This window comes from Streptomyces sp. NPDC001093 (assembly GCF_040298985.1).
Lineage (GTDB): Bacteria > Actinomycetota > Actinomycetes > Streptomycetales > Streptomycetaceae > Streptomyces.
Map to the genome: position 1 here is coordinate 1 of NZ_JBEPBF010000107.1, position 24,274 is coordinate 24,274.

The 24,274-nt window shown below is 70.6% G+C and carries 20 protein-coding genes; 12 read left to right on the forward strand and 8 right to left on the reverse strand.

The window, feature by feature from the left end:
* The 9 genes from ABT288_RS36665 to recQ form a co-directional block, all read left to right on the forward strand.
* On the forward strand, positions 1-289 hold a 289-nt coding region (locus ABT288_RS36665; RefSeq protein WP_351617421.1), incomplete at its 5' end, for a molybdopterin dinucleotide binding domain-containing protein.
* Positions 286-1,650, forward strand: a complete 1,365-nt coding sequence (gene nuoH / locus ABT288_RS36670; RefSeq protein ID WP_351617423.1) for an NADH-quinone oxidoreductase subunit NuoH — start codon at positions 286-288, stop codon at positions 1,648-1,650. The genes ABT288_RS36665 and nuoH, both read left to right, overlap by 4 nt.
* Positions 1,643-2,284 (forward strand): NADH-quinone oxidoreductase subunit NuoI, encoded by a 642-nt coding sequence (nuoI, locus tag ABT288_RS36675; protein ID WP_055703804.1) that lies wholly within the window; start codon positions 1,643-1,645, stop codon positions 2,282-2,284. Before nuoH ends, nuoI begins: the two co-directional genes overlap by 8 nt.
* The gene (locus tag ABT288_RS36680; protein WP_351617426.1) at positions 2,281-3,123 is read left to right on the forward strand and encodes an NADH-quinone oxidoreductase subunit J; all 843 of its coding nucleotides are present in this window, start codon (positions 2,281-2,283) and stop codon (positions 3,121-3,123) included. Before nuoI ends, ABT288_RS36680 begins: the two co-directional genes overlap by 4 nt.
* Positions 3,120-3,419, forward strand: a complete 300-nt coding sequence (gene nuoK, locus ABT288_RS36685) for an NADH-quinone oxidoreductase subunit NuoK (protein WP_023547474.1) — start codon at positions 3,120-3,122, stop codon at positions 3,417-3,419. Before ABT288_RS36680 ends, nuoK begins: the two co-directional genes overlap by 4 nt.
* A gap of 15 nt (positions 3,420-3,434) precedes the next feature.
* The gene (gene nuoL / locus ABT288_RS36690) at positions 3,435-5,381 is read left to right on the forward strand and encodes an NADH-quinone oxidoreductase subunit L (RefSeq protein ID WP_351617429.1); all 1,947 of its coding nucleotides are present in this window, start codon (positions 3,435-3,437) and stop codon (positions 5,379-5,381) included.
* 5 nt (positions 5,382-5,386) lie between these two features.
* Entirely contained in the window at positions 5,387-6,958 is a 1,572-nt protein-coding gene (locus ABT288_RS36695; protein WP_351617432.1) for an NADH-quinone oxidoreductase subunit M, read from the forward strand.
* A complete protein-coding gene (gene nuoN, locus ABT288_RS36700; protein WP_351617434.1) occupies positions 6,955-8,604 on the forward strand; it encodes an NADH-quinone oxidoreductase subunit NuoN in 1,650 nt (549 codons plus the stop codon). Before ABT288_RS36695 ends, nuoN begins: the two co-directional genes overlap by 4 nt.
* A gap of 190 nt (positions 8,605-8,794) precedes the next feature.
* Positions 8,795-10,783, forward strand: a complete 1,989-nt coding sequence (gene recQ, locus ABT288_RS36705) for a DNA helicase RecQ (protein WP_351617436.1) — start codon at positions 8,795-8,797, stop codon at positions 10,781-10,783.
* A gap of 36 nt (positions 10,784-10,819) precedes the next feature.
* Here the strand turns inward: recQ and ABT288_RS36710 are convergent, their stop codons facing one another.
* The 8 genes from ABT288_RS36710 to fahA all read right to left on the reverse strand — a co-directional run bounded on the left by ABT288_RS36710 (position 10,820) and on the right by fahA (position 20,398).
* Positions 10,820-13,585, reverse strand: a complete 2,766-nt coding sequence (locus tag ABT288_RS36710; RefSeq protein ID WP_351617439.1) for a fumarate reductase/succinate dehydrogenase flavoprotein subunit — start codon at positions 13,583-13,585, stop codon at positions 10,820-10,822.
* 11 nt (positions 13,586-13,596) lie between these two features.
* Positions 13,597-14,385 (reverse strand): ABC transporter ATP-binding protein, encoded by a 789-nt coding sequence (locus ABT288_RS36715; RefSeq protein WP_351617442.1) that lies wholly within the window; start codon positions 14,383-14,385, stop codon positions 13,597-13,599.
* A complete protein-coding gene (locus ABT288_RS36720) occupies positions 14,369-15,286 on the reverse strand; it encodes an ABC transporter permease (RefSeq protein WP_351617445.1) in 918 nt (305 codons plus the stop codon). The genes ABT288_RS36715 and ABT288_RS36720 overlap by 17 nt, the downstream gene beginning before the upstream one ends.
* The gene (locus ABT288_RS36725; RefSeq protein ID WP_351617448.1) at positions 15,283-16,626 is read right to left on the reverse strand and encodes an ABC transporter substrate-binding protein; all 1,344 of its coding nucleotides are present in this window, start codon (positions 16,624-16,626) and stop codon (positions 15,283-15,285) included. The genes ABT288_RS36720 and ABT288_RS36725 overlap by 4 nt, the downstream gene beginning before the upstream one ends.
* Before the next feature lie 14 nt (positions 16,627-16,640).
* Positions 16,641-16,868, reverse strand: coding sequence for a 4Fe-4S dicluster domain-containing protein (locus ABT288_RS36730; protein WP_031166915.1), 228 nt, complete (start codon positions 16,866-16,868; stop codon positions 16,641-16,643).
* 47 nt (positions 16,869-16,915) lie between these two features.
* Entirely contained in the window at positions 16,916-17,704 is a 789-nt protein-coding gene (locus tag ABT288_RS36735) for a GntR family transcriptional regulator (protein ID WP_351617450.1), read from the reverse strand.
* 159 nt (positions 17,705-17,863) lie between these two features.
* Positions 17,864-18,802: a M56 family metallopeptidase gene (locus ABT288_RS36740; protein WP_351617453.1), complete on the reverse strand. Its 939-nt coding sequence runs from the start codon at positions 18,800-18,802 to the stop codon at positions 17,864-17,866.
* A gap of 378 nt (positions 18,803-19,180) precedes the next feature.
* Complete coding sequence (gene fahA / locus ABT288_RS36745; protein ID WP_351617455.1) at positions 19,181-20,398, reverse strand: fumarylacetoacetase; 1,218 nt, start codon at positions 20,396-20,398, stop codon at positions 19,181-19,183.
* Between the two features lie 305 nt (positions 20,399-20,703).
* On the opposite strand from fahA, the gene ABT288_RS36750 reads away from it, so the two are divergent.
* From ABT288_RS36750 to ABT288_RS36760, 3 genes are all read left to right on the forward strand, one after another.
* Entirely contained in the window at positions 20,704-21,948 is a 1,245-nt protein-coding gene (locus ABT288_RS36750; protein WP_351617489.1) for a carboxylate--amine ligase, read from the forward strand.
* Positions 21,949-21,995: 47 nt separating this feature from the next.
* Positions 21,996-23,198, forward strand: a complete 1,203-nt coding sequence (locus ABT288_RS36755; protein ID WP_351617457.1) for an FAD-dependent oxidoreductase — start codon at positions 21,996-21,998, stop codon at positions 23,196-23,198.
* A 137-nt stretch (positions 23,199-23,335) separates the two neighbouring features.
* The gene (locus ABT288_RS36760; protein WP_351617459.1) at positions 23,336-24,148 is read left to right on the forward strand and encodes an HAD family hydrolase; all 813 of its coding nucleotides are present in this window, start codon (positions 23,336-23,338) and stop codon (positions 24,146-24,148) included.
* Positions 24,149-24,274 lie beyond the last annotated feature (126 nt).

Consider the following 24,274-nt stretch of genomic DNA (forward strand, 5'->3'; position numbering starts at 1 on the left):
GGGCGACGAGGCGCTCGCCGGAACCCGCCACGCCGCGCACGCGCGCGTGTCGGCGGCGACGGCCGCCGAGGCGGGCGTCAAGGAGGGCGACGCCCTCGCCGTCACCGGCCCCTCCGGCACCGTCGAACTCCCGCTGCAGATCACCGAGATGCCTGACCGGGTGGTCTGGCTTCCGCTGAACTCCGTCGGCGCGGGCGTCGCGTCCGACAGCGGGGCACGGCCCGGCTCACTCGTCCGTATCGGCCCGGCGGCATCCGCCGAACAGGCCCCCAAGGAGGTGGAGGCATGAGCCCGTACCTCGCAGCTGAAGACCTCTCGATGTTCGGCCGCGACCCCTGGTGGCTGGTCGTCATCAAGGCCGTGTTCTGCTTCGCCTTCCTGATGGTGACCGTGCTGTTCTCCATCGTCTGGGAGCGCAAGGTCGTCGCCTGGATGCAGCTGCGCATCGGCCCGAACCGGCACGGCCCCTGGGGCATGCTCCAGTCGCTCGCCGACGGCGTGAAGCTGATGCTCAAGGAAGACATCATCGTCAAGCGTGCCGACAAGGTGGTCTACGTCCTGGCGCCGATCGTGGCGGCCATCCCGGCCTTCATGGCGATCGCGGTGATCCCCTTCGGCCCGGCCGACAACGAGATCTCGATCTTCGGCACCCGCACCGCGATGCAGCTCACCGACCTGCCGATCGCGATGCTCTACATCCTCGCGGTCGCCTCCGTCGGCATCTACGGCATCGTCCTCGCGGGTTGGAGTTCCGGATCCACCTACCCGCTCCTCGGCGGACTGCGCTCCTGCGCGCAGATGATCTCCTACGAGATCGCCATGGGTGCCGCGTTCGCCTCCGTGTTCCTGTACTCGGGGTCGATGTCGACGTCCACGATCGTGGCGCAGCAGCACGACCGCTGGTACATCCTGCTGCTGCCGGTCTCGTTCATCCTCTACATCGTCACGATGGTCGGCGAGACCAACCGCGCCCCCTTCGACATGCCGGAGTCCGAGGGCGACCTGGTCGGCGGCTTCAACACCGAGTACTCGTCCATCAAGTTCGCGATGTTCATGCTCGCCGAGTACGTGAACATGGTGACGGTCTCCGCCGTGTCGACCACCCTGTTCCTCGGCGGCTGGCGCGCCCCTTGGCCGATCAGCTCCTTCTGGCAGGGCGCGAACCACGGCTGGTGGCCGCTGCTCTGGTTCGTGATCAAGGTCCAGCTGCTGCTGTTCTTCTTCATCTGGCTGCGCGGCACGCTCCCTCGCGTCCGCTACGACCAGCTGATGAAGCTCGGCTGGAAGGTCCTCATCCCGGTCTCCGTGACCTGGCTGATGCTGGTGGCGACCGTACGGGCCCTGCGCAACGAGCACTACGACTTCGCCGACATCGCCCTCTATGTGGGCGGCGGAGTCCTCGCCCTGCTGCTGATCTCCTTCGTCGCCGACATGTTCCGGGAGAAGGCGAAGACGGCCGAACAGCCCGCCGCCGAGCCGACCGGATTCGACGCGATGGCGGGCGGATTCCCCGTGCCGCCGCTGCCCGGACAAGAGCTGCCGCCGGTGCCCAGGCGCCGCTCGCGCCGCGAGCGGGAGCTGATTGTCAGTGGTGGGCCGGACACTGTCAGTGACGGATCTTCGGATGGAAAGGAGGCGTCCGATGGCTGAGGAGCCCAAGGAGACCAAGCCCGGTTTCCTGAACCCTGTGGCCGGTTTCGGCGTGACCTTCAAGGCCATGTTCAAGAAGCGGCTGACCGAGCAGTACCCGGAGCAGAAGAAGACCACGGCTCCGCGGTTCCACGGACGGCACCAGCTCAACCGCCATCCGGACGGCCTGGAGAAGTGCGTCGGCTGCGAGCTGTGCGCCTGGGCCTGCCCCGCCGACGCCATCTACGTGGAGGGCGCCGACAACACCGATGAGGAGCGCTACTCGCCGGGCGAGCGGTACGGCCGCGTCTACCAGATCAACTACGCCCGCTGCATCCTGTGCGGCCTGTGCATCGAGGCGTGCCCCACGCGCGCGCTGACGATGACCAACGAGTTCGAACTGGCCGACTCCAGCCGCGCCAACCTCATCTACACCAAGGAACAGCTCCTCGCCGGTCTCGAAGAGGGCATGGTCGACACGCCGCACGCGATCTTCCCGGGGACCGACGAGCAGGACTACTACCGGGGCCTGGTGACACAGGCAGCGCCCGGCACGGTCCGCCAGGTCGCCCTGTCCAAGGGCGAGGTCCCGCAGGAGGCCGCGTCCACCTTCGGCGAGGAGGAGCCGGCCTCGGAGAAGGTGATCGGCCGATGACGACGCAGCTCGCCGCCTACACCACCTCAACCGGTGAGGCCTTCCAGTTCTGGGTCCTCGGCACCGTCGCGGTGTTCGGCGCCCTGTGCACCGTCTTCATGAAGAAGGCCGTGCACAGCGCGCTCAGTCTCGCCGGGACCATGATCGTCCTGGCGGTGTTCTACCTCGCCAACGGCGCCTACTTCCTGGGCATCGTGCAGATCGTGGTCTACACCGGCGCGATCATGATGCTGTTCCTGTTCGTGGTGATGCTCGTCGGCGTGACGGCCGCGGACTCGCTGAAGGAGACCATCAAGGGCCAGCGCTGGCTGGCCCTTCTGTGCGGTGTCGGCTTCGGTGTCCTGCTGTTCGCCGGCATCGGCAACGCCTCCCTGAAGGAGTTCTCCGGCACCGGCCGGGCGAACGCCAACGGCAATGTGGAGGGCCTCGCCTCCCTCATCTTCACCAAGTACGTCTTCGCCTTCGAAATCACCGGCGCCCTGCTCATCACGGCCGCCGTCGGCGCCATGGTGCTCACCCACCGCGAGCGCACCGAGCGCGCCAAGACCCAGCGCGAGCTGGCCGAGCAGCGCGTCCGCGAGGGCACGTACGTACCGCCGCTGCCCGCCCCCGGTGTCTACGCCCGGCACAACGCCGTCGACATCGCGGGCCTGCTGCCCGACGGCACCCCGTCCGAGCTGACCGTCAGCAAGACGCTGCGCGAGCGCGGTCAGATCCGTGACGTGTCGGCGGAGGCGCTCAACGACCTGCGGGCGCTGGAACAGCGCGCGGAGGAACGCCTGGAGCGCAAGGCGATCGAACCGGCGACGTTCAAGCGGCCCGAGGAGGCGTCGAAATGAACCCGGTCAACTACCTCTATCTCGCCGCCCTGTTGTTCACGATCGGTGCGACCGGCGTACTGATCCGGCGCAACGCCATCGTGGTCTTCATGTGCATCGAGCTGATGCTGAACGCCTGCAACCTCGCGTTCGTCACCTTCTCCCGGATGCACGGCAACCTCGACGGCCAGATCATCGCCTTCTTCACGATGGTCGTCGCCGCCGCGGAGGTCGTGGTGGGCCTCGCGATCATCGTGTCGCTGTTCCGTACCCGCCACTCGGCCTCGGTCGACGACGCCAGCCTGATGAAGCTGTAAGGGGTCGGAAGAATCGTGGAGAACCTGATCGCGCTGCTCATCGCGGCGCCCCTGCTCGGAGCGGCCGTCCTCCTGGTCGGCGGCCGGCGCCTGGACCGCGTCGGCCACTGGATCGGCACACTGCTGTCGTTCGTCTCCTTCGCCATCGGCCTCGTCCTCTTCACCGACCTGCTCGGCAGGAGCGCCGAACACCGCACCCTGACACAGCACTTGTGGACGTGGATCTCGGTCGGCAGCTTCCAGGCGGACGTCACCTTCCGCCTGGACCAGCTCTCGATGACGTTCGTCCTGCTCATCACGGGCGTCGGCTCGCTGATCCACCTGTACTCGGTCGGGTACATGGAGCACGACGAGCGGCGCCGCCGCTTCTTCGGCTACCTGAACCTGTTCCTCGCGGCGATGCTGCTGCTCGTCCTAGCCGACAACTACCTGCTGCTGTACGTCGGCTGGGAGGGCGTCGGCCTCGCCTCGTACCTGCTGATCGGCTTCTGGCAGCACAAGCCCAGCGCCGCGACGGCCGCGAAGAAGGCCTTCCTGGTCAACCGCGTCGGCGACATGGGCCTGTCGATCGCGATCATGCTGATGTTCGCCACCTTCGGCACCTTCGCCTTCGGCCCGGTCCTCAGCCACACCGGCGACACCTCCCAGGGCAAGCTCACCGCGATCGGCCTGATGCTGCTCCTCGCCGCCTGCGGCAAGTCCGCCCAGGTGCCGCTGCAGTCCTGGCTCGGCGACGCCATGGAGGGCCCGACCCCGGTCTCGGCCCTGATCCACGCGGCGACGATGGTGACCGCGGGCGTGTACCTCATCGTCCGCTCGGGAGCCATCTTCAACGCCGCCCCCGACGCCCAGCTGGCCGTCACCGTGGTCGGCGCGGTCACGCTCCTCTTCGGTGCGATCGTCGGTTGCGCGAAGGACGACATCAAGAAGGCACTGGCCGGCTCGACCATGTCGCAGATCGGCTACATGGTGCTCGCCGCGGGCCTCGGCCCCATCGGCTACGTCTTCGCGATCATGCACCTGGTGACGCACGGTTTCTTCAAGGCCGGGCTGTTCCTCGGCGCCGGCTCCGTCATGCACGGCATGAACGACGAGGTCGACATGCGCCGCTACGGCGGGCTGCGGAAGTACATGCCGATCACGTTCATCACCTTCGGTCTCGGCTACCTGGCGATCATCGGCTTCCCGTTCCTGTCCGGCTTCTACTCCAAGGACAAGATCATCGAGGCGGCCTTCGCCAAGGGCGGCACCGAGGGCTGGATCCTCGGCGGCGCAGCCCTGCTGGGCGCGGCCATCACCGCCTTCTACATGACGCGCGTGATGCTGATGACGTTCTTCGGAGAAGAACGCTGGCGGCACGCCCCCACCCCGTCCCCGGCCGAACCGAGCGTGGAGCCCGCCGCCGAGACGCGTGGCGAGTACGCGGAGCCGCACCCGCACGAGTCGCCCAAGGTCATGACGATCCCCATGATCGTGCTGGCTGTGGGGTCGGTGGCCTGCGGCTTCTTCTTCAACCTCGGCGACCGCTTCCTGCACTGGCTCGAGCCGGTCACCGGGCACAGTGAGGGCCACTCCCCGGTCAGCACCTGGACGGTCACCGGCGCGACCCTGGTCTGCCTGGTCATCGGCGTCGGCATCGCCTGGGCCCAGTACGGCCGCAAGCCCGTCCCCGCCGTGGCCCCGCGCGGCTCGCTGCTCACCCGCGCGGCCCGCCGCGATCTGCTCCAGGACGACTTCAACCATGTGGTCCTGGTGCGCGGCGGCGAGCACCTGACGCGCTCCCTGGTCTACGTCGACCACACCCTGGTCGACGGCGTCGTCAATGGCACGGCGGCCGGCTTCGGCGGCCTGTCCGGACGGCTCCGCCGCATCCAGAACGGCTTCGCCCGCTCCTACGCGGTCTCGATGTTCGGCGGCGCGGCACTCCTGGTCGCCGCAACCCTGCTGATGAGGGCGGTCTGATACCGATGTCCTTTCCTCTGCTGACAGCGACGGCGGCGCTCCCGGCCGTAGGGGCCGTCGCCACGGCCGCCGTACCGGCCGCCCGGCGCGCCGCCGCAAAGTGGCTGGCGCTGCTCGTCTCGCTCGCCACGCTCGCCCTGGCGATCACCGTCCTGGTCCGTTTCGACCCGGGTGGCGCCCGCTACCAGCTCACCGAGTCCCACGCGTGGATCAAGAACTTCGGGGTGAGATACGAGCTGGGGGTCGACGGCATCGCGGTGGCGCTCATCGCCCTGACCGCCGTACTGATCCCGTTCATCATCCTCGCGGGCTGGCACGACGCCGATCCGCTGGAGACCGGCAGCCGCCGCTGGCGGCCGACTCAGGGCTTCTTCGCGCTGATCCTGGCCGTCGAGGCGATGGTGCTCATCTCCTTCGAGTCCACCGACGTCTTCCTCTTCTACATCTTCTTCGAAGCCATGCTCATCCCGATGTACTTCCTCATCGGCGGCTTCGGAGACCGTGCCCACGCGCAGGGTGAGGAGGCGGCCTCGACCCAGCGGTCGTACGCGGCAGTGAAGTTCCTGCTCTACAACCTGGTCGGCGGCCTGATCATGCTGGCCGCGGTGATCGGACTCTACGTAGTGGCCGGAAACTTCAGCCTGCAGGAGATCGCGCAGGCCCGCGCGAACGGCTCGCTGCACATGGCCACCAGCACCGAACGCTGGCTGTTCCTGGGCTTCTTCTTCGCGTTCGCGGTGAAGGCGCCGCTGTGGCCGCTGCACACCTGGCTGCCCAACGCCATGCAGGAGTCCACCGCCCCGGTGGCCGTCCTCATCACCGCGGTCGTCGACAAGGTCGGCACCTTCGCGATGCTCCGCTTCTGCCTCCAGCTGTTCCCCCAGGCCAGCAAGTGGGCGACGCCCGTCATCCTCGTCCTGGCCCTGATCAGCATCGTCTACGGCGCACTGCTCGCCGTCGGCCAGCGGGACATCAAGCGCCTGGTCGCCTACGCGTCGATCTCGCACTTCGGCTTCATCATCATGGGCATCTTCGCGATGACCAGCCAGGGCCAATCCGGCGCGACGCTCTACATGGTCAACCACGGCATCTCCACGGCCGCGCTGATGCTGGTCGCCGGCTTCCTGATCTCCCGGCGCGGCTCGCGGCTCATCGCCGACTACGGAGGAGTGCAGAAGGTCGCCCCGGTGCTCGCCGGTACCTTCCTGATCGGCGGCCTCGCCACCCTCTCGCTGCCCGGACTCGCCCCGTTCGTCAGCGAGTTCCTGGTCCTGGTCGGCACGTTCACGCGCTACCCGGCGATCGGCGTCATCGCCACCTTCGGCATCGTCCTCGCCGCGCTCTACACCCTCGTGCTGTACCAGCGGACGATGACGGGCCCGGTGAAACCCGAGGTCTCGGCGATGCCCGACCTACGCGCGCGTGAACTCGTGGTCGTCGCCCCGCTGATCGTGCTGCTGATCTTCCTGGGCGTCTACCCGAAGCCCGTCACGGACATCGTCAACCCGGCGGTCAAGCAGACCATGTCCGACGTACACAAGACCGACCCCAAGCCCTCGGTGGAGGCGGCCAAGTGAGCGCAACAGCCGTCCACAGCCTGTGGACAACCGCGGCCGACCCGATCGCGAAGATCCCGGCACCGAAGATCGAATACGGACAATTGTCGCCGACGCTGATCGTCGTCGGTGCGGCGCTGATCGGCGTGCTGATCGAGGCGTTCCTCCCGCGCAAGTCCCGCTACTACGCGCAGGTTTTCGTGTCCGTCGTAGCCCTGTGCGCCGCCTTCGCGGCGGTGGTCGCGCTGGCGGCCGACGGTTACGGCACCACCAAGGCGCACATCGCGGCCATGGGGGCGATCGCGGTCGACGGCCCGTCCCTGTTCCTGCAGGGCACGATCCTGCTGGCCGGTCTCGTCGGCCTCTTCACCTTCGCCGAGCGGCGCCTCGACCCGGCCGCGCACGGCAACCGCGTCGACTCCTTCGCCGCGCAGGCCGCCTCCGTACCCGGCAGCGACAGCGAGAAGGCCGCGGTGAAGGCCGGTTTCACCACCACGGAGGCCTTCCCGCTGCTGCTCTTCGCGATCGCCGGCATGCTGGTGTTCCCCTCGGCGAACGACCTGCTGACCCTGTTCGTGGCCCTGGAGGTCTTCTCCCTGCCGCTGTACCTGCTGTGCGCGCTGGCCCGCCGCAAGCGGCTGATGTCGCAGGAAGCCGCGGTCAAGTACTTCCTGCTCGGCGCGTTCGCCTCCGCGTTCACGCTGTTCGGCATCGCCCTGCTGTACGGCTACGCGGGCTCGGTGTCGTACGCGCGCATCGCCCAGGTCGTCGACGGTACGGTCATCAACGTCGACCCGGCACTCGCCAACACCATGGGCAACGACGCACTGCTGCTCCTCGGCAGCGCCCTGATCGTGATGGGCCTGCTGTTCAAGGTGGGCGCGGTGCCGTTCCACATGTGGACGCCGGACGTCTACCAGGGCGCGCCGACCCCGGTGACCGGCTTCATGGCGGCGGCGACCAAGGTGGCCGCGTTCGGCGCGCTGCTGCGTCTGCTCTACGTCGTCCTGCCCGGGATGCGCTGGGACTGGCGGCCGGTCATGTGGGCCGTGGCGATCATCACCATGCTCGGCGGCGCGATCATCGCGATCACGCAGACCGACATCAAGCGGCTGCTGGCGTACTCGTCCATCGCGCACGCCGGATTCATCCTCGCGGGTGTCATCGCCACGTCGAAGGACGGCGTCTCGTCCGTCCTCTTCTACCTGGCCGGCTACTCGTTCGTGACCATCGGCGCCTTCGCGGTGGTCACTCTGGTGCGCGACGCGGGCGGCGAGGCGACCCACCTGTCCAAGTGGGCGGGGCTCGGCCGCCGCTCCCCGCTGGTGGCGGCGGTCTTCGCGGTATTCCTGCTGGCCTTCGCCGGCATCCCGCTGACCTCCGGCTTCGCCGGGAAGTTCGCCGTGTTCAAGGCAGCGGCGGACGGCGGCGCGGCCCCGCTGGTCGTGGTCGGTGTGATCTCCTCGGCGATCGCCGCGTTCTTCTACATCCGCGTGATCGTCCTGATGTTCTTCAGCGAGCCGAGGCCGGAGGGCCCGACCGTGGCCGTGCCGTCCCCGCTGACCATGGCGGCGATCGGTGTGGGCGTGGCGGTGACGCTGGTGCTCGGTGTGGCGCCGCAGTACTTCCTGGACCTGGCGAGCCAGGCCGGGGTGTTCGTACGCTGACGCTCACCTCGCAAGACGCCGCTGCCCGGCACCCTCGGTCAGGAGGGCACCGGGCAGCGGCGTATTTCAGGGCTTGCCAGGCGGAAGAACGGACCCAGCCTGTGGATAACTCCGAGGCTGTCGGTCCGGACCCCTATCGTGGAGGCAGTGGTCGAGGACGACACGCGGGGGACCGACGGGGGACAGGACGATGGGTGCGATGGGCGGGATCAGGGAGATGCCACGGGCGACCGAGGGGCCGGGCGCGGTCGACAGCGAGGCGCTGGCCACGCTGCACCGGGTCTTCGGATACGACGCTTTCCGGGGCGAGCAGGAAGCGGTCATCGAGCATGTCGTGGCGGGCGGCGACGCCGTCGTCCTTATGCCCACCGGCGGCGGCAAGTCACTGTGCTACCAGATCCCGGCCCTGGTCAGACCTGGTACGGGCGTGGTGATCTCGCCGCTGATCGCGCTCATGCAGGACCAGGTGGACGCCCTGCGTGCCCTCGGGGTGCGGGCCGGCTTCATCAACTCCACGCAGGACTTCGGCGAGCGGCGCATGGTCGAGGCCGAGTTCCTGGCCGGCGAACTGGACCTGCTGTATCTGGCGCCGGAGCGGCTGCGCCTGGAGGGCACGCTCGACCTGCTCTCGCGCGGCAAGATCTCCGTCTTCGCGATCGACGAGGCGCACTGTGTGTCCCAGTGGGGTCACGACTTCCGCCCCGACTACCTGACGCTGTCCCTCCTCGGCGAGCGCTGGCCGGACGTCCCGCGCATCGCCCTCACCGCCACGGCCACCCGCGCCACCCACGAGGAGATCACCCAGCGGCTGAACCTGCCGACGGCCCGCCACTTCGTCGCCAGCTTCGACCGGCCCAACATCCAGTACCGGATCGTGCCCAAGGCCGACCCCAGGAAACAGCTGCTCGCCTTCCTGCGCGAGGAGCACCCGGGCGACGCCGGTATCGTCTACTGCCTCTCGCGCAACTCGGTGGAGCGGACAGCGGAGTTCCTGAGCGCCAACGGCATCCAGGCGGTGCCGTACCACGCGGGCCTGGACGGAGGCCTGCGCGCCGCCCACCAGTCCCGGTTCCTGCGCGAGGACGGCTTGGTCGTGGTGGCGACCATCGCCTTCGGCATGGGCATCGACAAGCCGGACGTACGGTTCGTCGCCCACCTGGACCTGCCCAAGTCGATCGAGGGCTACTACCAGGAGACCGGCCGCGCGGGACGCGACGGACTGCCGTCCACGGCCTGGATGGCGTACGGCCTGAACGACGTCATACAGCAGCGCAAGCTGATCCAGTCCGGCGAGGGCGACGAGGCGTTCCGCCGCCGCGCATCCGCCCACCTCGACTCGATGCTCGCGCTGTGCGAGACCGCCCAGTGCCGCCGTGGCCAGCTGCTCGCGTACTTCGGCCAGGACCCTGACGCGGCGGGCTGCGGCAACTGCGACACCTGCCTCACCCCGCCGGAGACCTGGGACGGCACGATCGCCGCGCAGAAGGTGCTGTCGACGGTGGTGCGGCTGCAGCGGGAGCGCGGCCAGAAGTTCGGCGCCGTGCAGATCGTCGACATCCTGCTCGGCAAGCGCACCGGCAAGGTGATCCAGTTCGACCACGACCAGCTGTCCGTCTTCGGCATCGGGCAGGACCTCACCGAGGCCGAGTGGCGGGGTGCCATCCGGCAGCTGCTGGCGCAGGGTCTGCTCGCGGTCGAGGGGGAGTACGGCACTCTGGTGCTCACCGAGGCGAGCGGCTCCGTGCTGCGGAGCGAGCGGGAGGTACCGCTGCGCAAGGAGCCCAAGAAGCCGGCCGCCTCCCGGTCCAGGTCGGCCGGCGCCTCCGGTGGAGACCGCAAGGCCAAGGCCGGCGCGGCCGAGCTGCCCGGCGAACTCCTTCCGGCCTACGAGGCGTTGCGTGCCTGGCGTGCCGAACAGGCCCGCGAGCAGGGCGTGCCGGCGTACGTCATCTTCCACGACGCCACCCTGCGGGAGATCGTCACCCGCAGGCCCGGCTCGGTGCGTGAGCTCGGCACGGTGAGCGGCGTCGGGGAGAAGAAGCTGGCGACGTACGGGGAGGGCGTGCTCGCCGTGCTGGCAGCCCTGGACGCCCCGGCCCCTACCGCAGGCGACGCGCAGGAGGCCGACTGGCCGGAGCCGCACGAGGAGTCGGAGTCGGAGCCGGACGACTGGATATAGCGGTCTGGTCCGGGGCGACACGCGGGAGCGTCGCCGTCACAGACCCCGAGCCGCGTACGCCCTGACGTCCGCGTCCGTGTCGACCGCGGCCGTGGCGAGGGCCGCGCGGGCCTCCTCCGTGGCCCGGTGCCGGGTCAGGGCGATCACCGCCGCCTTGCGCACGTCGGCGTTGGGGTCCGCCAGCGCCTTGGCCAGGGCGGGGACGGCGGTCCCGGGGGACGCGGCAGACAGCGCGGTGGCGGCGCCGGAGCGGACCTGCCAGGCGGGGTCGGACAGCGCGGCGACGGCACGGCGGGCGAGCGGGCCCGGGCAGCCGGTGCCGGCCAGGGCGGCGAACGCGGCCCCCCGCACCAGGGGATCGCCGTCCTCGGTGAGCCGGTCCAGGGCGGCGGCCAGCAGCTCCCGGTCGGCCGTGGCCGGGGACGCCGAGCCGACGGCGGCCAGAGCCTTGGCCACGGTGACCCGGACCTCCCGGGAGGGATCGTCCACAGCACCCGCCAGCGGTCCGACCGCGTCGACGGAGACCAGCGCTCGTACGGCTTCGGTGCGCACCGTGATGTCCGGGTCGTCCAGCGCCGCCGCGAACACCCCGGCCTCGCCGAGCCGCAGGGCGCGCAGTACGTCGAGGGCGGCGGCGCGGACCACGGGGTCGGCCGAGGCGAGCGCGCCGGTGAGGGCGGCGCCCAGGGCGGGTTCGGGAGGCAGGGTCTCGACCAGCTCGCGCAGCGAGGCAGCGGCTGCCGCGCGTACCTCGGCCTCGGGATCGGCCAGGGCGCCGGCCAGGGCCTGTCCGGTGCCGGGAGGCAGGGTCTCGGTGAGGACCGAGACGGCCGTACGGCGGACGGCGGGATCCGTGTCGGTCAAGTAGGCCTCGAACAGGGCGAGTTCGTGTTTCGCCTCGGCCAGCTCCAGCAGCTCCAGGAGCCGGGGTGAGGCGACGTCCGGCGCGCACCCCCGGTCGGCGGAGGCGGTGGCACGCGCGGACGTCGGTCCGGCCGCGACCGGCGCCACCTCACGCGGCCCGGCCGTGGCCACGTGCTCCGGACTGACCTCGCCCAGCTTCCGGGAGGGACCGCCGACCGGCGCGAACTCCTCGACCGGAACCAGGTACGGAGCCACGGGGCGCGCCGTGAACTCCATGGCACCAGAGGGGGACTTGTGCAGATCGAGATGGTGGAACCAGGAGATGTCGTCGCGGCCGGGGTGGTCGAGACGGTCGTGGTAGAGGCCCCAGCGGGACTCGGTGCGGGCGAGGGAGGCGCGAGCGGCCATCTCGGCGCAGTCACGGATGAACGTGACCTCGGCGCAGCGCATCAGCTCGTGCGGGGTGCGGGCGCCCATGGCGGCGATGTCGGCGCGCATCCGCTCGAAGGCCTCCAGGGCGAGCGAGAGCCGGGCGCCGGACTTCGGCGGTGCCACGTAGTCGTTCACGAAACGGCGCAGCTTGTACTCGACCTGGGGCTGCGGCGGGCCGTCGGGGTTGCACAGCGGGCGGTAGATCAGCTCATGCGCCTCACGCACCTGGTCCGCGGGAAGTTCACCCTCGTAGGCCGTGTACTGGGCGGCGTCCGCGCCCGCGAGGTCGCCGAAGACGAAAGCGCCGATCATGTAGTTGTGCGGGACGCAGGCGAGGTCGCCGGCGGCGTACAGGCGGGGGACGGTCGTACGGGCGTGGGCGTCGACGCGGACTCCGGAGGCGGAGTGGCCGCCGCACAGGCCGATCTCGGAGATGTGCATCTCGACGTCGTGGGTGCGGTAGTCGTGTCCGCGGCCGGCGTGGAAGGTGCCCCGGGTGGGCCGCTCGGTGGAGTGCAGGATCGACTCCAGAGCGGAGACCGACTCCTCCGGGAGATGGCTGAGCTTGAGGTAGACCGGGCCGCGGTCACTGGCGACCTCCTCGGCGAACTCGGCCATCATCTGCCCCGACCAGTAGTCGGAGTCGACGAACCGCTCGCCGTGCCGGTTGACCTGGTAGCCGCCGAAGGGGTTGGCGACGTAGGCGCAGGCCGGTCCGTTGTAGTCCTTGATCAGAGGGTTGATCTGGAAGCACTCGATGCCGGTCAGCTCGGCGCCCGCGTGGTAGGCCATGGCGTACCCGTCCCCGGCGTTGGTGGGGTTCTCGTAGGTGCCGTAGAGGTACCCGGAGGCGGGCAGGCCGAGCCGGCCACAGGCGCCGGTGGCGAGGATGACGGCGCCCGCGCGGACGGTGACGAAGGCGCCGGTGCGGGTGTGGAAGCCCGCGGCGCCCACGGCCCGCCCTTCCGCGGTCAGGACCCGGACCGGCATCACCCGGTTCTCGATCCGGATCCGCTCCCGCATCTCGTGCCGCCGCAACTGCCGGTACAGGACCTTTTTGACGTCCTTGCCCTCTGGCATGGGCAGTACGTACGAGCCGGAGCGATGCACCTGGCGCACCGCGTACTCACCGTGCTCGTCCTTCTCGAACTTGACGCCGTACGACTCCAGCCGCTGCACCATGGTGAAACCGCGGGTGGCGGTCTGGCGGACGGTGGACTGGTCCACGATGCCGTCGTTGGCGCGGGTGATCTCGGCGACGTAGTCGTCGGGTTCGGCACGGCCGGGGATGACCGCGTTGTTGACGCCGTCCATGCCCATGGCGAGCGCGCCGGAGTGACGGACGTGGGCCTTCTCCAGCAGCAGGACGTTCGCGCCGCGCTCGGCGGCGGTCAGGGCGGCCATGGTGCCGGCGGTGCCGCCACCGATGACGAGGACGTCGCAGGTCAGCTCCTCGGCGTCGGTGACGGGGGGAATCTCGGGGGAAAAGGTGGCGGGGGTGGTCACCGGGGTGCCTTTCAGGAGCCGAGCGAGGTGAGGATGTCGCGGCGCAGGGCCACGCGGGCCGGGTCGCCCAGGGCCCCGCGGTCACGTGGCTCGGGCACGTCCCGTACGGCGGCCACCCGGCCCGAGCCGAGCACGGCCACACGGTCGCCGAGGAAGAGGGCCTCGTCGACGTCGTGCGTGACGAAGACGACGGTCGCGCCCGTCCCGCGCAACACCTCCACCAGCAGGTCCTGCATGCCGGAGCGGGTCTGGGCGTCGAGGGCGCCGAAGGGCTCGTCCATGAGGACGGCGCGCGGGCTGTCGGCCAGTGCGCGGGCCAACTGGGCGCGCTGGCGCTGCCCGCCGGACACCCGGTGCGGCAACTGCCCGGCCTGCGCACTGAGTCCGACGCGGGCGAGCCAGGACTCGGCCCGGGAACGGCGTTCGGAGCGTGGTACGCCGCTGATGGCGAGCGGCAGTTCTACGTTCCCGCGCAAGGTGCGCCAGGGCAGCAGTGCGTCCTCCTGGAAGACCAGCGCGCGGTCGGCCGAGGCGCCAGCCAGCGGCCGCCCGTCCACCTCGGCGACGCCGTCCAACGGAGGTAGCAGGCCGGCGAGGGTGCGCAGCAGCGTGGACTTGCCACAGCCGGAGAGGCCGACGACGGTGAGGATCTCGCCTGGGGAGACGTCCAGGTCGACGTCGTACAGCACCGGCGCGTCCGGGCGGCCGAGCACGGCGGAACGCAAGGCGAGCTGGGTGCCGCCTACGGCGCCCGATGCCGACGTGGTGGGAGCTGTGACGGTCTCAGACGAGGTGCTCATCGCGGGCCTCCTCGGCGTCCTTGTGGCCCTGCTGCTCGGGCTGGGCCTGGTGCTCGGAATCGTTGTCGGCACGAACGGAGACGGCGACAGGCCGGGGCACGCGGGTGCTGCGGCCACCGGGGACGTACGAGGTGCGGGGCAGCCAGTGGGTCAGGCGCCCGCCGAGGAGTTCCACGGCCGTGGAGGTGACCCAGCCGAGGACGCCGATCGTGACCATGCCGACGAAGACGCCCGGGTAGTTCACCACCGTGTAGTCCTGCCAGGTGCGGTAGCCGACCCCGTACTGGCCGGAGATCATCTCGGCGGAGATCACGCAGATCCACGACACGCCGATGCCGACCGACAGCCCGCCGAAGATGCCGGGCAGCGCGCCCGGCAGCACGACCGACCCGAGGATCCGCAGCCGGCCGCCGCCCATGGTGCGCACCGCCTCTTCCCAGACGGGGGTCAGCGCGCGGACCGCGTGCCGGGTGGAGACCAGCACGGGGAAGAAGGCGGCGGTGCAGGTGATGAAGACGATGCCCTGCTCGTTGGACGGGAAGAGGAGGATCGCGACCGGGACGAGGGCGATGGCCGGGATCGGGCGGATCACCTCCAGGACCGGGCCGAGCAGATCTTCGGCGAGGCGCGAGCGGGCCACGAGCACGCCGGTCGCCACGCCCAGAACGGCCGCCAGCGAGAAGCCGGTGAGGATCCGGGTGAGGCTGTCGGTGAGGTCGGTCCAGTAGTCGCTCCCGGAGAGCCGGTCCGCGAAGGCACGGGCCACGTCGGTGACCGTCGGGAACTGCGAGAAGCGCAGCCACAGGTCGACATTCAGGCTGGTCAGCAACTGCCAAAGCCCGAGGAAAGCGGCGAGGGAGGCCGTCCGCAGCGCATAACGGACCAGGGGGCGCCGGCTCATGAGGCACGCTCCAGAGCCTCGCGGTAGGACACCGTACGGGCACCGCCGTGGGCGGCGACGTAGGCCTGCGCGGTCGCCGGTGTGACGAAGGGCAGCAGCTGGTCGCCGTCGGCCACCCACACCGCCTTGTCGGCGAACCAGAGGGTGCCGGTGGTGGGGTCAGGCACGTAGGCGGCGCGGATGTCGCCCTGGTGGCCGGCCACGTAGGTCAGCAGTTGCTTGGGGGACTTGAAGGAGACGGTCTTCTCGCTGCCCTTGGGCCATACCTCGCACGCGGCCGGCGGAGGTCCGGCGGCAAGCCGCCGGGCGTAGGAGGCGCCGAGGGCCTTCTTGATGTAGCGGTCGTCGGTGAAGGAGCCCACGTCGATGTCGCCGGTCAGTTTGGCGGCCTTCAGTACGGACACGTCCTGTTTCAGCGCGGAGACCAGCTGCGGCTTGACGGCGGGGTCGAAGGTGGCGATGCCGTGGGCGCCGTTGTAGAGGTAGACGACCTCGGCGGGCAGGCCGGTGGCCTTCGCGACCTGCTCTGCGGCGGCCACGGGGTGGGAGTTGAGGTAGTCCGTCGCCTCTGCCTGGGCCTTGAGGAAGGCCTCCAGAACGCCGGGGTGCTGCTTGGCGAAGTCCTCGCGGGCGGTGACGCCGTGGAAGGTGGGCAGGTTCAGCTGGGCGCCGTCGTACAGGGCCTTCGCCTTTCCCTGGTAGGCGAGCAGGCCCGGCCAGGCGACGAACTGCGACAGGGCGTCCACGCCGCCGGAGGAGAGCGCCGAGGCGCCCACGGCAGGCTGCTGGTTGAGTTTGGAGATGCCCTTGTCCGGATCGATGCCGGCGCGTTGCAGGGCCCGTACGAGGGTGCCGTCGGCGGCGGATCCGACGCTTGTGGAGACCCTCTTGCCCGTCAGGTCCTGCAGGGAGGTGAGCTTCGATCCGGGCGCGGTGACGACGGTGTTCAGGCCGCCGCGCAGGTTGTAGCCGGTCACTGAGACCAGGTGGGTGGGGCGGCCGAGCTGTTCGCCGCGGGCCGCGTTGAGCAGCAGCGGGAAGTCGCCCATCGAGCCGATGTCGATCTTGCCCGCGGTCATCTGGGCGGTGATCGGGGCGCCGGTGGCGTAGTCCTGCCAGTCGACCTTGTAGGTGTGGCCGTCGTGCAGGGAGTCGAGCTGCTTCTCGAAGGAACCGAGGGAGCGCAGCAGAGTACCCGCGGTGACGGTGTTGATGGTTTTGGACTGGTAGCCGACGGTCACGGTGACCGTCGAGTCGCTGCCGGCCTCAGCGCTGCCGCCGCAGGCGGACAGGGGAAGGAGGAGCGCGGCGGCGGATGCGGCGACTGCCGTTCGTTTCATGGTGGTTGTACCTCTCACCGCAGCAGGTAGGGCATGTTGACCGTGACGGCTCCGGTGGGGCAGCGGGCTGCGCAGGGGCCGCAGTACCAGCACTCGTCGACGTGCATGTACGCCTTGCCGTTGGTCTCGTCGATGGCGAGGGAGTCCAGCGGGCACATGTCCACGCAGAGGGTGCAGCCGTCGATGCACTTCGACTCGTCGATGGTCACGGGCACGTCGGCCCGCTGGGGCGCCAAGGGCATGGCTGTCTCCAGGAAACGTGCAGGCAGGGGCGGGTGCGGCGGGGTGTCTACGACCGGTGGAGCAGGCCGCTCATGGTGATCCGGTCGCCGCGGAAGCGGATGAACTCCAGGTCGACGGGGCGGCCGTCGGCGAGGTGAGTGAGGCGTTCCAGCATGAGCACGGCGGCGCCGCGCGGGGCCTGGAGCACGGCGGCGGAGTGGGCGTCCGCCGTCACCGCCTCCAGGGTGATCTCGGCATGGCCGAGGGGCTGTCCGGTGATGGCTTCCAGGAGGCGGAAGACATCGGTGTTCTCAAGGTCGGCGCCGAGCAGGGCGGTGCCGATGTCGAGCGGGATGTAGGTGAGGTCGAGGGAGAGGGGGAGGCCGTTCAGGCGGCGCAGGCGTTCGATGTAGAGGACGTCGGCGCCGGCGGGGACGTGGAGGCGGTCGGCGACCGGGCTGGGCGCGGGGGCGGGGCCCATGGTGCGGACCTCGTTGGTGACGCGACCGTGCTCGCGGAGGGTTTCCGCGAGGCCCATGAGACGGTCGAGCCCGTGCGGGTATTTCCGGGCGACGACCACGGTGCCGACTCCGGGCAGCCGTTCCACCAGTCCCTCGGCCCTGAGGAGGTCCAGGGCCTGGCGAACGGTGTTGCGGGAGGCGCGGTAGTCGGCGGCGAGGGTGGACTCGTGGGGAAGGGGGCCGTTCTGGAAGGCGCCGGTGAGGATCTGGTGGCGCAACAGGTCGGCGAGCTGCCGGGCCCGGTCCGCACGCAGCCGACGACGCGTGCGGTGGGCGGCGACCGTGGTCGCGGCGCCCTGACCGGCGTGGTCTCGGGGACGGTCGGTGGGTGGCATGGCTGGAACCATACCGATGCGGTAGGGAAAGTCGTGTTGCCGAAGTGTTGCGCCAGGTGAGGGGGCGTTGGATATGCCGCTGACCTGTGGGCTCTCCTCTCCGGACGGGAAGATCTGCCACTCGGCGGCAACCTGGCGAACCCGCCCGGGACGACGCCGTCAGGACAGTGCGGTCAGTCCCGGCGCGAACGTGATGAGAAGCGGTAGCAACGGCACCAGGGCGGCCACCGCAGTCGTCAGGGCCCGGTGCCGGCGCAGCAGCCGTGGCGGCGGTTCCAGCAGCCGGTCCACGCGTTCGCCGAGGAGGCGGCGGCTGGAGTCACAGGACAGGACGCCACGGTGCTGGTTCAGCTCGATCAGCGCGAGGGCCGTGGTGAGGTGGCCGCAGCGCCGGGATGCCGTGTCGTCGGCGGCCAGCTCGACCAGGCGGTGCGTCTGGTCACAGAAGTGGGCGAACAGCGGCACGCGCGGGAAGCCCGTGGCGAGCGCGGTGGACAGGTGCAGCAGCCAGTCGTGGTGGGCACGCGCGTGCCCGCGCTCGTGGGTGAGGACGGCGTCCAGCTGGTGGTCGGTGAGCCGGTGGAGCGCGCCCGTGGTGACGACCAACTGCGGTGGGTGTCCGGGCATCCACCAGGCGTCCGGGTACTCGTCCTCCAGCACCAGCATCGGGCCGCGTGCCGCCGGCAGTCCGGCCGGCAGGTCGGGGGCGCGCTCCCGGAGCTGTGCGCGGGCCTGGCCACGGCTGCGGCGGGCTTCGAAGAGTTCCCGCGCCAGCATCGCCGTCGTCCAGGCCGCCCCGCAGGCGAGCAGCACGGTGAGGGTGGCGGCCCACACCGGCGCGGAGGAGAGGTCGTAGGCGGCGGTGACGGAGGGCGGTGCGGGGGCGAACACGCGGTCGCGGACGGTGTGGAAGACGGCCGCTGTGCCCAGGACCAGTGCGGCCAGGCAGCACAGCAGGACGGTGGCGACCAGGCACTGCCACACCCACAACGCGACCACGGGGTCCCGCTCGGGCCATGCGGCACGGGTCAGCGCGCGCGGCGCCGGCAGGGCGGCCGTCAGGGCGACGACGCTCAGCAGGAGCAGGCAGACGGTCATGCCGGGGCTCCGGTTCCTGGTCGGAGAGTTGTGCGGGTGTCAGGTGGTGCGGGTGGTGCGGGGCGATGCGCCGAGGGCGCCTCGTGGGGTCCGTGTCCGCGCCCCAGTATGACGGTGCGGGGCGGCGGGAGTCAGGTCTCGAGCAGTGATCCGTTCCGCGTATCCGGCCGCCTGTCCGCGCATCCGGCCGCCTGCTCCCCGGCTTGCCCGTTTGCCGCCCCGCAGGATGGGGAGGCCCTACGCCTCCCGGTCCCGCAGAGCCTGCCGCACCGCCTCCAGGAGTCCACGATGCTCGCTCCGGCGGACTCGTCGATCTCCTGCTACGAGGCGCCGGTCACCCCGGCGCCCCTTGTCCGACGCCGCGCGCCGCGGCGCCGCTCAGCCCGCCACGACGCGTCCGCTGACCTCCCCCAGTCCGACCCGGCGTCCGTCCGCGCCGGGGGCCCAGGCCGACAGGGTCACCACGTCGCCGTCCTCCAGGAAGGCCCGCTTGCCCTCGGGGAGTTCGAGAGGGTCGCGGCCGTTCCAGGTCAGCTCCAGCAGCGAGCCGCGCTGACGCTCCTCGGGGCCGCTCACCGTGCCCGAGCCGTACAGGTCGCCGGTGCGCAGCGAGGCGCCGTTCACCGTCATGTGGGCGAGCTGCTGGGCGGCGGTCCAGTACATGGTCGAAAAAGGCGGCTCGGAGACCACGTGGCCGTTGATGGCGATGGAAATCCGCAGGTCGTAGCCGCCGGGCTCGATGCCGGGTGCCGAGTCGTCCAGGTAGGGCAGCAGCGGGTGCGTGCGCTCCGGAGGCGCCACGCGCGCGTGCTCCAGCGCGTCCAGCGGGGTGATCCACGCCGACACCGAGGTCGCGAAGGACTTGCCGAGGAAGGGGCCGAGGGGGACGTACTCCCAGGCCTGGATGTCCCGTGCGGACCAGTCGTTCAGAAGGCACAGCCCGAAGACGTGCTCGCGGAAGTGGCCGAGCGCGACCGGTCGGCCCAGTCCGGACGGCACGCCCACGACGAAGCCGACCTCGGCCTCGATGTCCAGCCGGACCGACGGGCCGAAGACGGGTGCCGGGTCGGCCGGGGCCTTGCGCTGCCCGGACGGCCGTACGACGTCCGTGCCGGAGACGACGACCGTGCCGGAGCGGCCGTGGTAACCGATCGGGAGGTGCTTCCAGTTGGGGGTGAGGGAGTCCTCGGCGTCCGGGCGGAAGATCTGGCCGACGTTGCGGGCGTGGTTCTCCGAGGCGTAGAAGTCGACGTAGTCCGCCACCTCGAAGGGCAGGTGCAGGGTCACCTCGGACAGGGGGTGGAACAGCGGCTCGACGGCCTCGCGGTGTGCGGGGTCCGTGATCCAGGCCGTGATGGCGCGCCGTACCTCCGTCCAGGCCGGGCGGCCGGCGGCCAGCAGTGCGTTGAGGGTGGGCCGCGCGAGCAGCGTGTGGTGCGGCGAGCCGAGGGCGGCCGCCGCGGCGCCCGCGTCGAGGACCTGGTCCCCGAGCCGGACACCGACCCTCCGCTCCGTGCTGCCGGAGGGCGAGAACACGCCATAGGGAAGGTTGTGCGGGCCGAAGGGGTCGCCCTCGGGGACGTCGAAGGGGGGCATGGGGTGCTGCCTCACTCTCATCCGGGCCGTGCATGGCGCTCGTTCCATGTGGTCGCGCCACACGTTACGGCCGTGATGCGTGTCTTGGGCAGAGCCTCCTGCGACACCCGTCACGGTGTCCGAAACGTGTGTGTCGCAGGGCCTTCGAAAGGTTGCCCGCATCCTGGCTAAAGAGTTCGCAATGTCCGAATAGGCCTTGTCGGAGGCGGCAATTCCGGCTTAGCGTCCTTTGGGGACACGGACGGGGTGGGTCCGTTCCGTTGGGGGGACACGTGGGGGGACCCGTGGCCGGAGACACCGTCGGTGTGCCGTTCGAGGCGGACCGGGACGTACCAGGGCTGATCGTCAAGTTCGGCGACTATCCGCTGCACCATGGCGGTGTCGGCGCGATCCGCAGCCTGGGTCGGCTCGGCGTGCCCATGTACGCCATCACCGAGGACGCCTACACGCCCGCGGCCTCCTCCCGCTATCTGAAGAAGGCCTTCGTGTGGCCGACGACCGGCGCGGAGGACGCGGGCCGCCTGGTCGAGGGCCTGCTGCGCATCGGCCGCCGCATCGGCCGCCCCGCCGTCCTCGTCCCGACCGACGAGGAGGCCGCCGTACTGATCGCCGAGCACCAGGACGAGCTGGCCGGTTCCTTTCTCTTCCCGCGCGTCGACCCCGCGCTGCCGCGTCGGCTCGCCAGCAAGCAGGGCTTGCACGAACTGTGCCTGGAACACGGCATCGCGACCCCCGCGTCGGCGTTCCCGGAGTCGTACGAGGACATCGTCGCCTTCGCGGACTCGGCCCGCTTTCCGGTGGTGGCCAAGAACCGGGAGGCGTTCGTCCGGCGCAAACAGCCCGCCGTCAACGGCACCACGCGGATCGCCACCCGTGAGGGCCTGCTCACCCTCGCGCGTGACTGGGGCGAACGGCCGGGGGTGATCCTCCAGGAGTACCTGCCGCGCGAGGAGGCCGAGGACTGGATCGTGCACGCCTGCTTCGACCAGGACGCAAGCCCGCTCGCGCTGTTCACCGGTGTCAAGGTCCGCTCGTGGCCGCCGCACGCCGGCATGACGGCGAACGCGTACGTCGTCGACAACCCGGAACTCACCGACCTCGCCGCGCGTTTCATCAAACAGATCGGCTACAGCGGCATCATCGACCTCGACCTGCGCTTCGACCGGCGCGACGGACAGTACAAGCTCCTCGACTTCAACCCGCGCACGGGCGCCCAGTTCCGGCTGTTCGAGAACGAGTCGGGCGTGGACGTCGTACGCGCCATGCACCTGAACCTGACCGGCCGCCCCGTTCCGGAGGGGGAACAGCGCGCCGGCCACCGCTACATCGTGGAGAACATCGACCTCCCCGCCCTCCTCGCCTACCGCCGCAGCGGCTATACGACGCCGCACGCGCCGGCGAAGGCGAGCGGGACGGAGCTGGCCTGGCTCGCGGGTGACGACCCGCTGCCGTTCCTCACGATGCTCGCCCGCTTCGTGCGCCCGGGCGCGAAGCACCTCTATCAGCTGTGGCGGACCAATCGCCGCGGCAGCGGCACCTCCACGAAGTAGGCAAAGCCACACAAAGAGTGGCGCACCATGTCCTGGGGAGGGACTTCGTGACTCGACCGGTTGCAGTCATCGGGGCCGGGCCGTTCGGCCTGTCCACCGCCGCCCATCTGCGGGCGCGCGGCATCCCCGTCCGCGTCTTCGGCGACCCCATGGTCAGCTGGAGCGACCACATGCCCGAGGGCATGCTCCTGAAGTCCACGCCCGCCGCCTCGAACTTCGACTGCCCGCAGCCCGGCCACACCCTCGCCGACTACTGCGACGCGGCCGGGATCAGGCGCCTGGTGGCCGACGAGGACATCATCCCGGTGGATACGTTCATCGCCTACGGTGAGTGGTTCCAGCAGAAGCTGGTCCCCGACCTGGAGCGGGTGCGGGTCGTCTCCGTGGACCGCGACAAGAGCGGCTGCTTCGAGCTGAAGCTGGACTCGGGGGAGATGTTCACCGCGCGCGCGGTCGTCGTCGCCACCGGTCTGGCGGGCCTCGCGCACCTGCCCGCGGAGCTCGCGGGAGCCGCGGCCGACGGGCCGGCGGCCACCGGCCCGGTCTCGCACAGCTCCCAGCATCACGATTTGCGCCGTTTCGCCGGCAAGGAGCTCATCGTGGTCGGCTCCGGCCAGTCCGCGCTGGAGACGGCGGCGCTCGCCGCCGAGGCGGGGGCACGCGTGCGTGTCGTCGCGCGCGGCCGCGGCCGGGTCGCCTTCGGCGCGCCGCCCTGGGAGCAGCCGAAGCTGCGCCCCGAGTCCCCGTTCGGCCGCGCCTGGTCGCTCTGGGCGTTCAGTTACTACCCGCACCCCTACCGCTATCTGCCCGAGGCCACCCGCCACTTCCTGGTCCGCCGCGTGCTCGGACCGCTCGGCGCCTGGTGGCTGCGCGAGCGCTTCGAGAGCGCGGTGCAGGTGCAGGACGTGGCGCGAGTGGTGAGCACCGAGGCACCGGACGGCAGCCCCGTCCTCACCGTCCGCACCCACGGCGGGCACATCGAGCGGCTCACCGCCGACCACGTCATCGCCGCTACCGGCTACCGTGTCGACGTCGCGGCGATGGACTTCCTCGGCCATGAGCTGCGCACCCGGCTCGCGGTGAGCCGCGGCACACCGAAGCTCGGCCCCGGCTTCGTCTCGTCCGTTCCCGGCCTGTACTTCACCGGCCTGCCGGCGGCATCGTCGTACGGCCCGGTGATGCGCTTCGTCTGCGGCACGGAGTTCGCCTCCCCACGCCTGGCGAAACACGTGGCGTCGGCCCACGGCTGAGGCCGCCGGCCGCGCCTGAGCCCCCCGTCAACAATCATCAACGAGGAGCCGGTCGGCACTACTTGGGGTGGACCAGTACGTAAGTGCGCAGGACGACAAGGTGAGTCGGCGGGGCCCGGTATCCGTATTCTCTGATCATGGCAGCCACCCCCGCATACGCACTGATCGCCACCGACCTGGACGGAACGCTGCTGCGCGGCGACGACACCGTCTCCGACCGGTCGCTCGCCGCGCTCGCGCGGGTGGCGCGGGCCGGCGCCCGGCACCTGGTGGTGACGGGCCGCCCGGCCCCGCGGGTACGGCCGCTGCTGGCACGCCTCGGCTGTACGGGGCTCGCGGTGTGCGGGCAGGGCGCACAGGTCTACGACGCCGGGACCGGCCGCCTGCTGTGGTCGGTCCGGCTGGACCGGGAGCTGGCCGAGACCGCGCTCGGCAAGATCGAGGCCGAGGTGGGGCAGGTGTACGCGGCCGTCGACCAGGACGGGGTCGAGGGGCTCACGCTCATCGAGCCCGGCTACCGGATGCCGCACCCGACCCTGCCCGCGGTCCGGGTCGGCCGGCGCGACGACCTGTGGTGCGCGCCGATCAGCAAGGTGCTGCTGCGCCACGCCGGACTGTCCGACGACGAGTTGGCGGCCATCGCACGCGCGGTGGTGGGCTCGCTGGCCACGGTCACCATGTCCGGGCCGGGGACCGTGGAGCTCCAGCCGTCCGGGGTGACCAAGGCGACCGGTCTCGCGCTGGCCGCCGAGCGGCTCGGGATCGCGGCGGAGGAGGCGCTGGCGTTCGGCGACATGCCCAACGACATCCCGATGTTCGACTGGGCCGGACACGGAGTCGCCATGGCCAACGCGCACCCCGAACTCAAGGCGGCGGCCGACGAGATCACCCTGTCGAACGAGCAGGACGGCATCGCGGTCGTCCTCGAAAGACTGTTCCCGACCGACTGACCGGCACATCAGTACAGGACCGTGCCCAGCGCCCCGGCCCGCCCTGTACATGACCGTCCTCGGTGCACGGGTGTCCCAGGTGCACGGCCGTCCCCGGAAGAGTGACGGCCGCCCGGCGCGTGCCCC

Excerpts from the sequence above, each read along its gene's own strand:
- ABT288_RS36715 (WP_351617442.1), bottom strand. The coding sequence starts at position 14,385 with ATGAGCACCTCGTCTGAGACCGTCACAGCTCCCACCACGTCGGCATCG.
- ABT288_RS36735 (WP_351617450.1), bottom strand. The coding sequence starts at position 17,704 with ATGCCACCCACCGACCGTCCCCGAGACCACGCCGGTCAGGGCGCCGCG.
- ABT288_RS36725 (WP_351617448.1), bottom strand. The coding sequence starts at position 16,626 with ATGAAACGAACGGCAGTCGCCGCATCCGCCGCCGCGCTCCTCCTTCCC.
- ABT288_RS36720 (WP_351617445.1), bottom strand. The coding sequence starts at position 15,286 with ATGAGCCGGCGCCCCCTGGTCCGTTATGCGCTGCGGACGGCCTCCCTC.
- ABT288_RS36680 (WP_351617426.1), top strand. The coding sequence starts at position 2,281 with ATGACGACGCAGCTCGCCGCCTACACCACCTCAACCGGTGAGGCCTTC.
- nuoK (WP_023547474.1), top strand. The coding sequence starts at position 3,120 with ATGAACCCGGTCAACTACCTCTATCTCGCCGCCCTGTTGTTCACGATC.
- ABT288_RS36740 (WP_351617453.1), bottom strand. The coding sequence starts at position 18,802 with ATGACCGTCTGCCTGCTCCTGCTGAGCGTCGTCGCCCTGACGGCCGCC.
- ABT288_RS36695 (WP_351617432.1), top strand. The coding sequence starts at position 5,387 with ATGTCCTTTCCTCTGCTGACAGCGACGGCGGCGCTCCCGGCCGTAGGG.
- ABT288_RS36730 (WP_031166915.1), bottom strand. The coding sequence starts at position 16,868 with ATGCCCTTGGCGCCCCAGCGGGCCGACGTGCCCGTGACCATCGACGAG.
- nuoH (WP_351617423.1), top strand. The coding sequence starts at position 286 with ATGAGCCCGTACCTCGCAGCTGAAGACCTCTCGATGTTCGGCCGCGAC.
- nuoI (WP_055703804.1), top strand. The coding sequence starts at position 1,643 with ATGGCTGAGGAGCCCAAGGAGACCAAGCCCGGTTTCCTGAACCCTGTG.
- fahA (WP_351617455.1), bottom strand. The coding sequence starts at position 20,398 with ATGCCCCCCTTCGACGTCCCCGAGGGCGACCCCTTCGGCCCGCACAAC.
- recQ (WP_351617436.1), top strand. The coding sequence starts at position 8,795 with ATGGGTGCGATGGGCGGGATCAGGGAGATGCCACGGGCGACCGAGGGG.
- ABT288_RS36760 (WP_351617459.1), top strand. The coding sequence starts at position 23,336 with ATGGCAGCCACCCCCGCATACGCACTGATCGCCACCGACCTGGACGGA.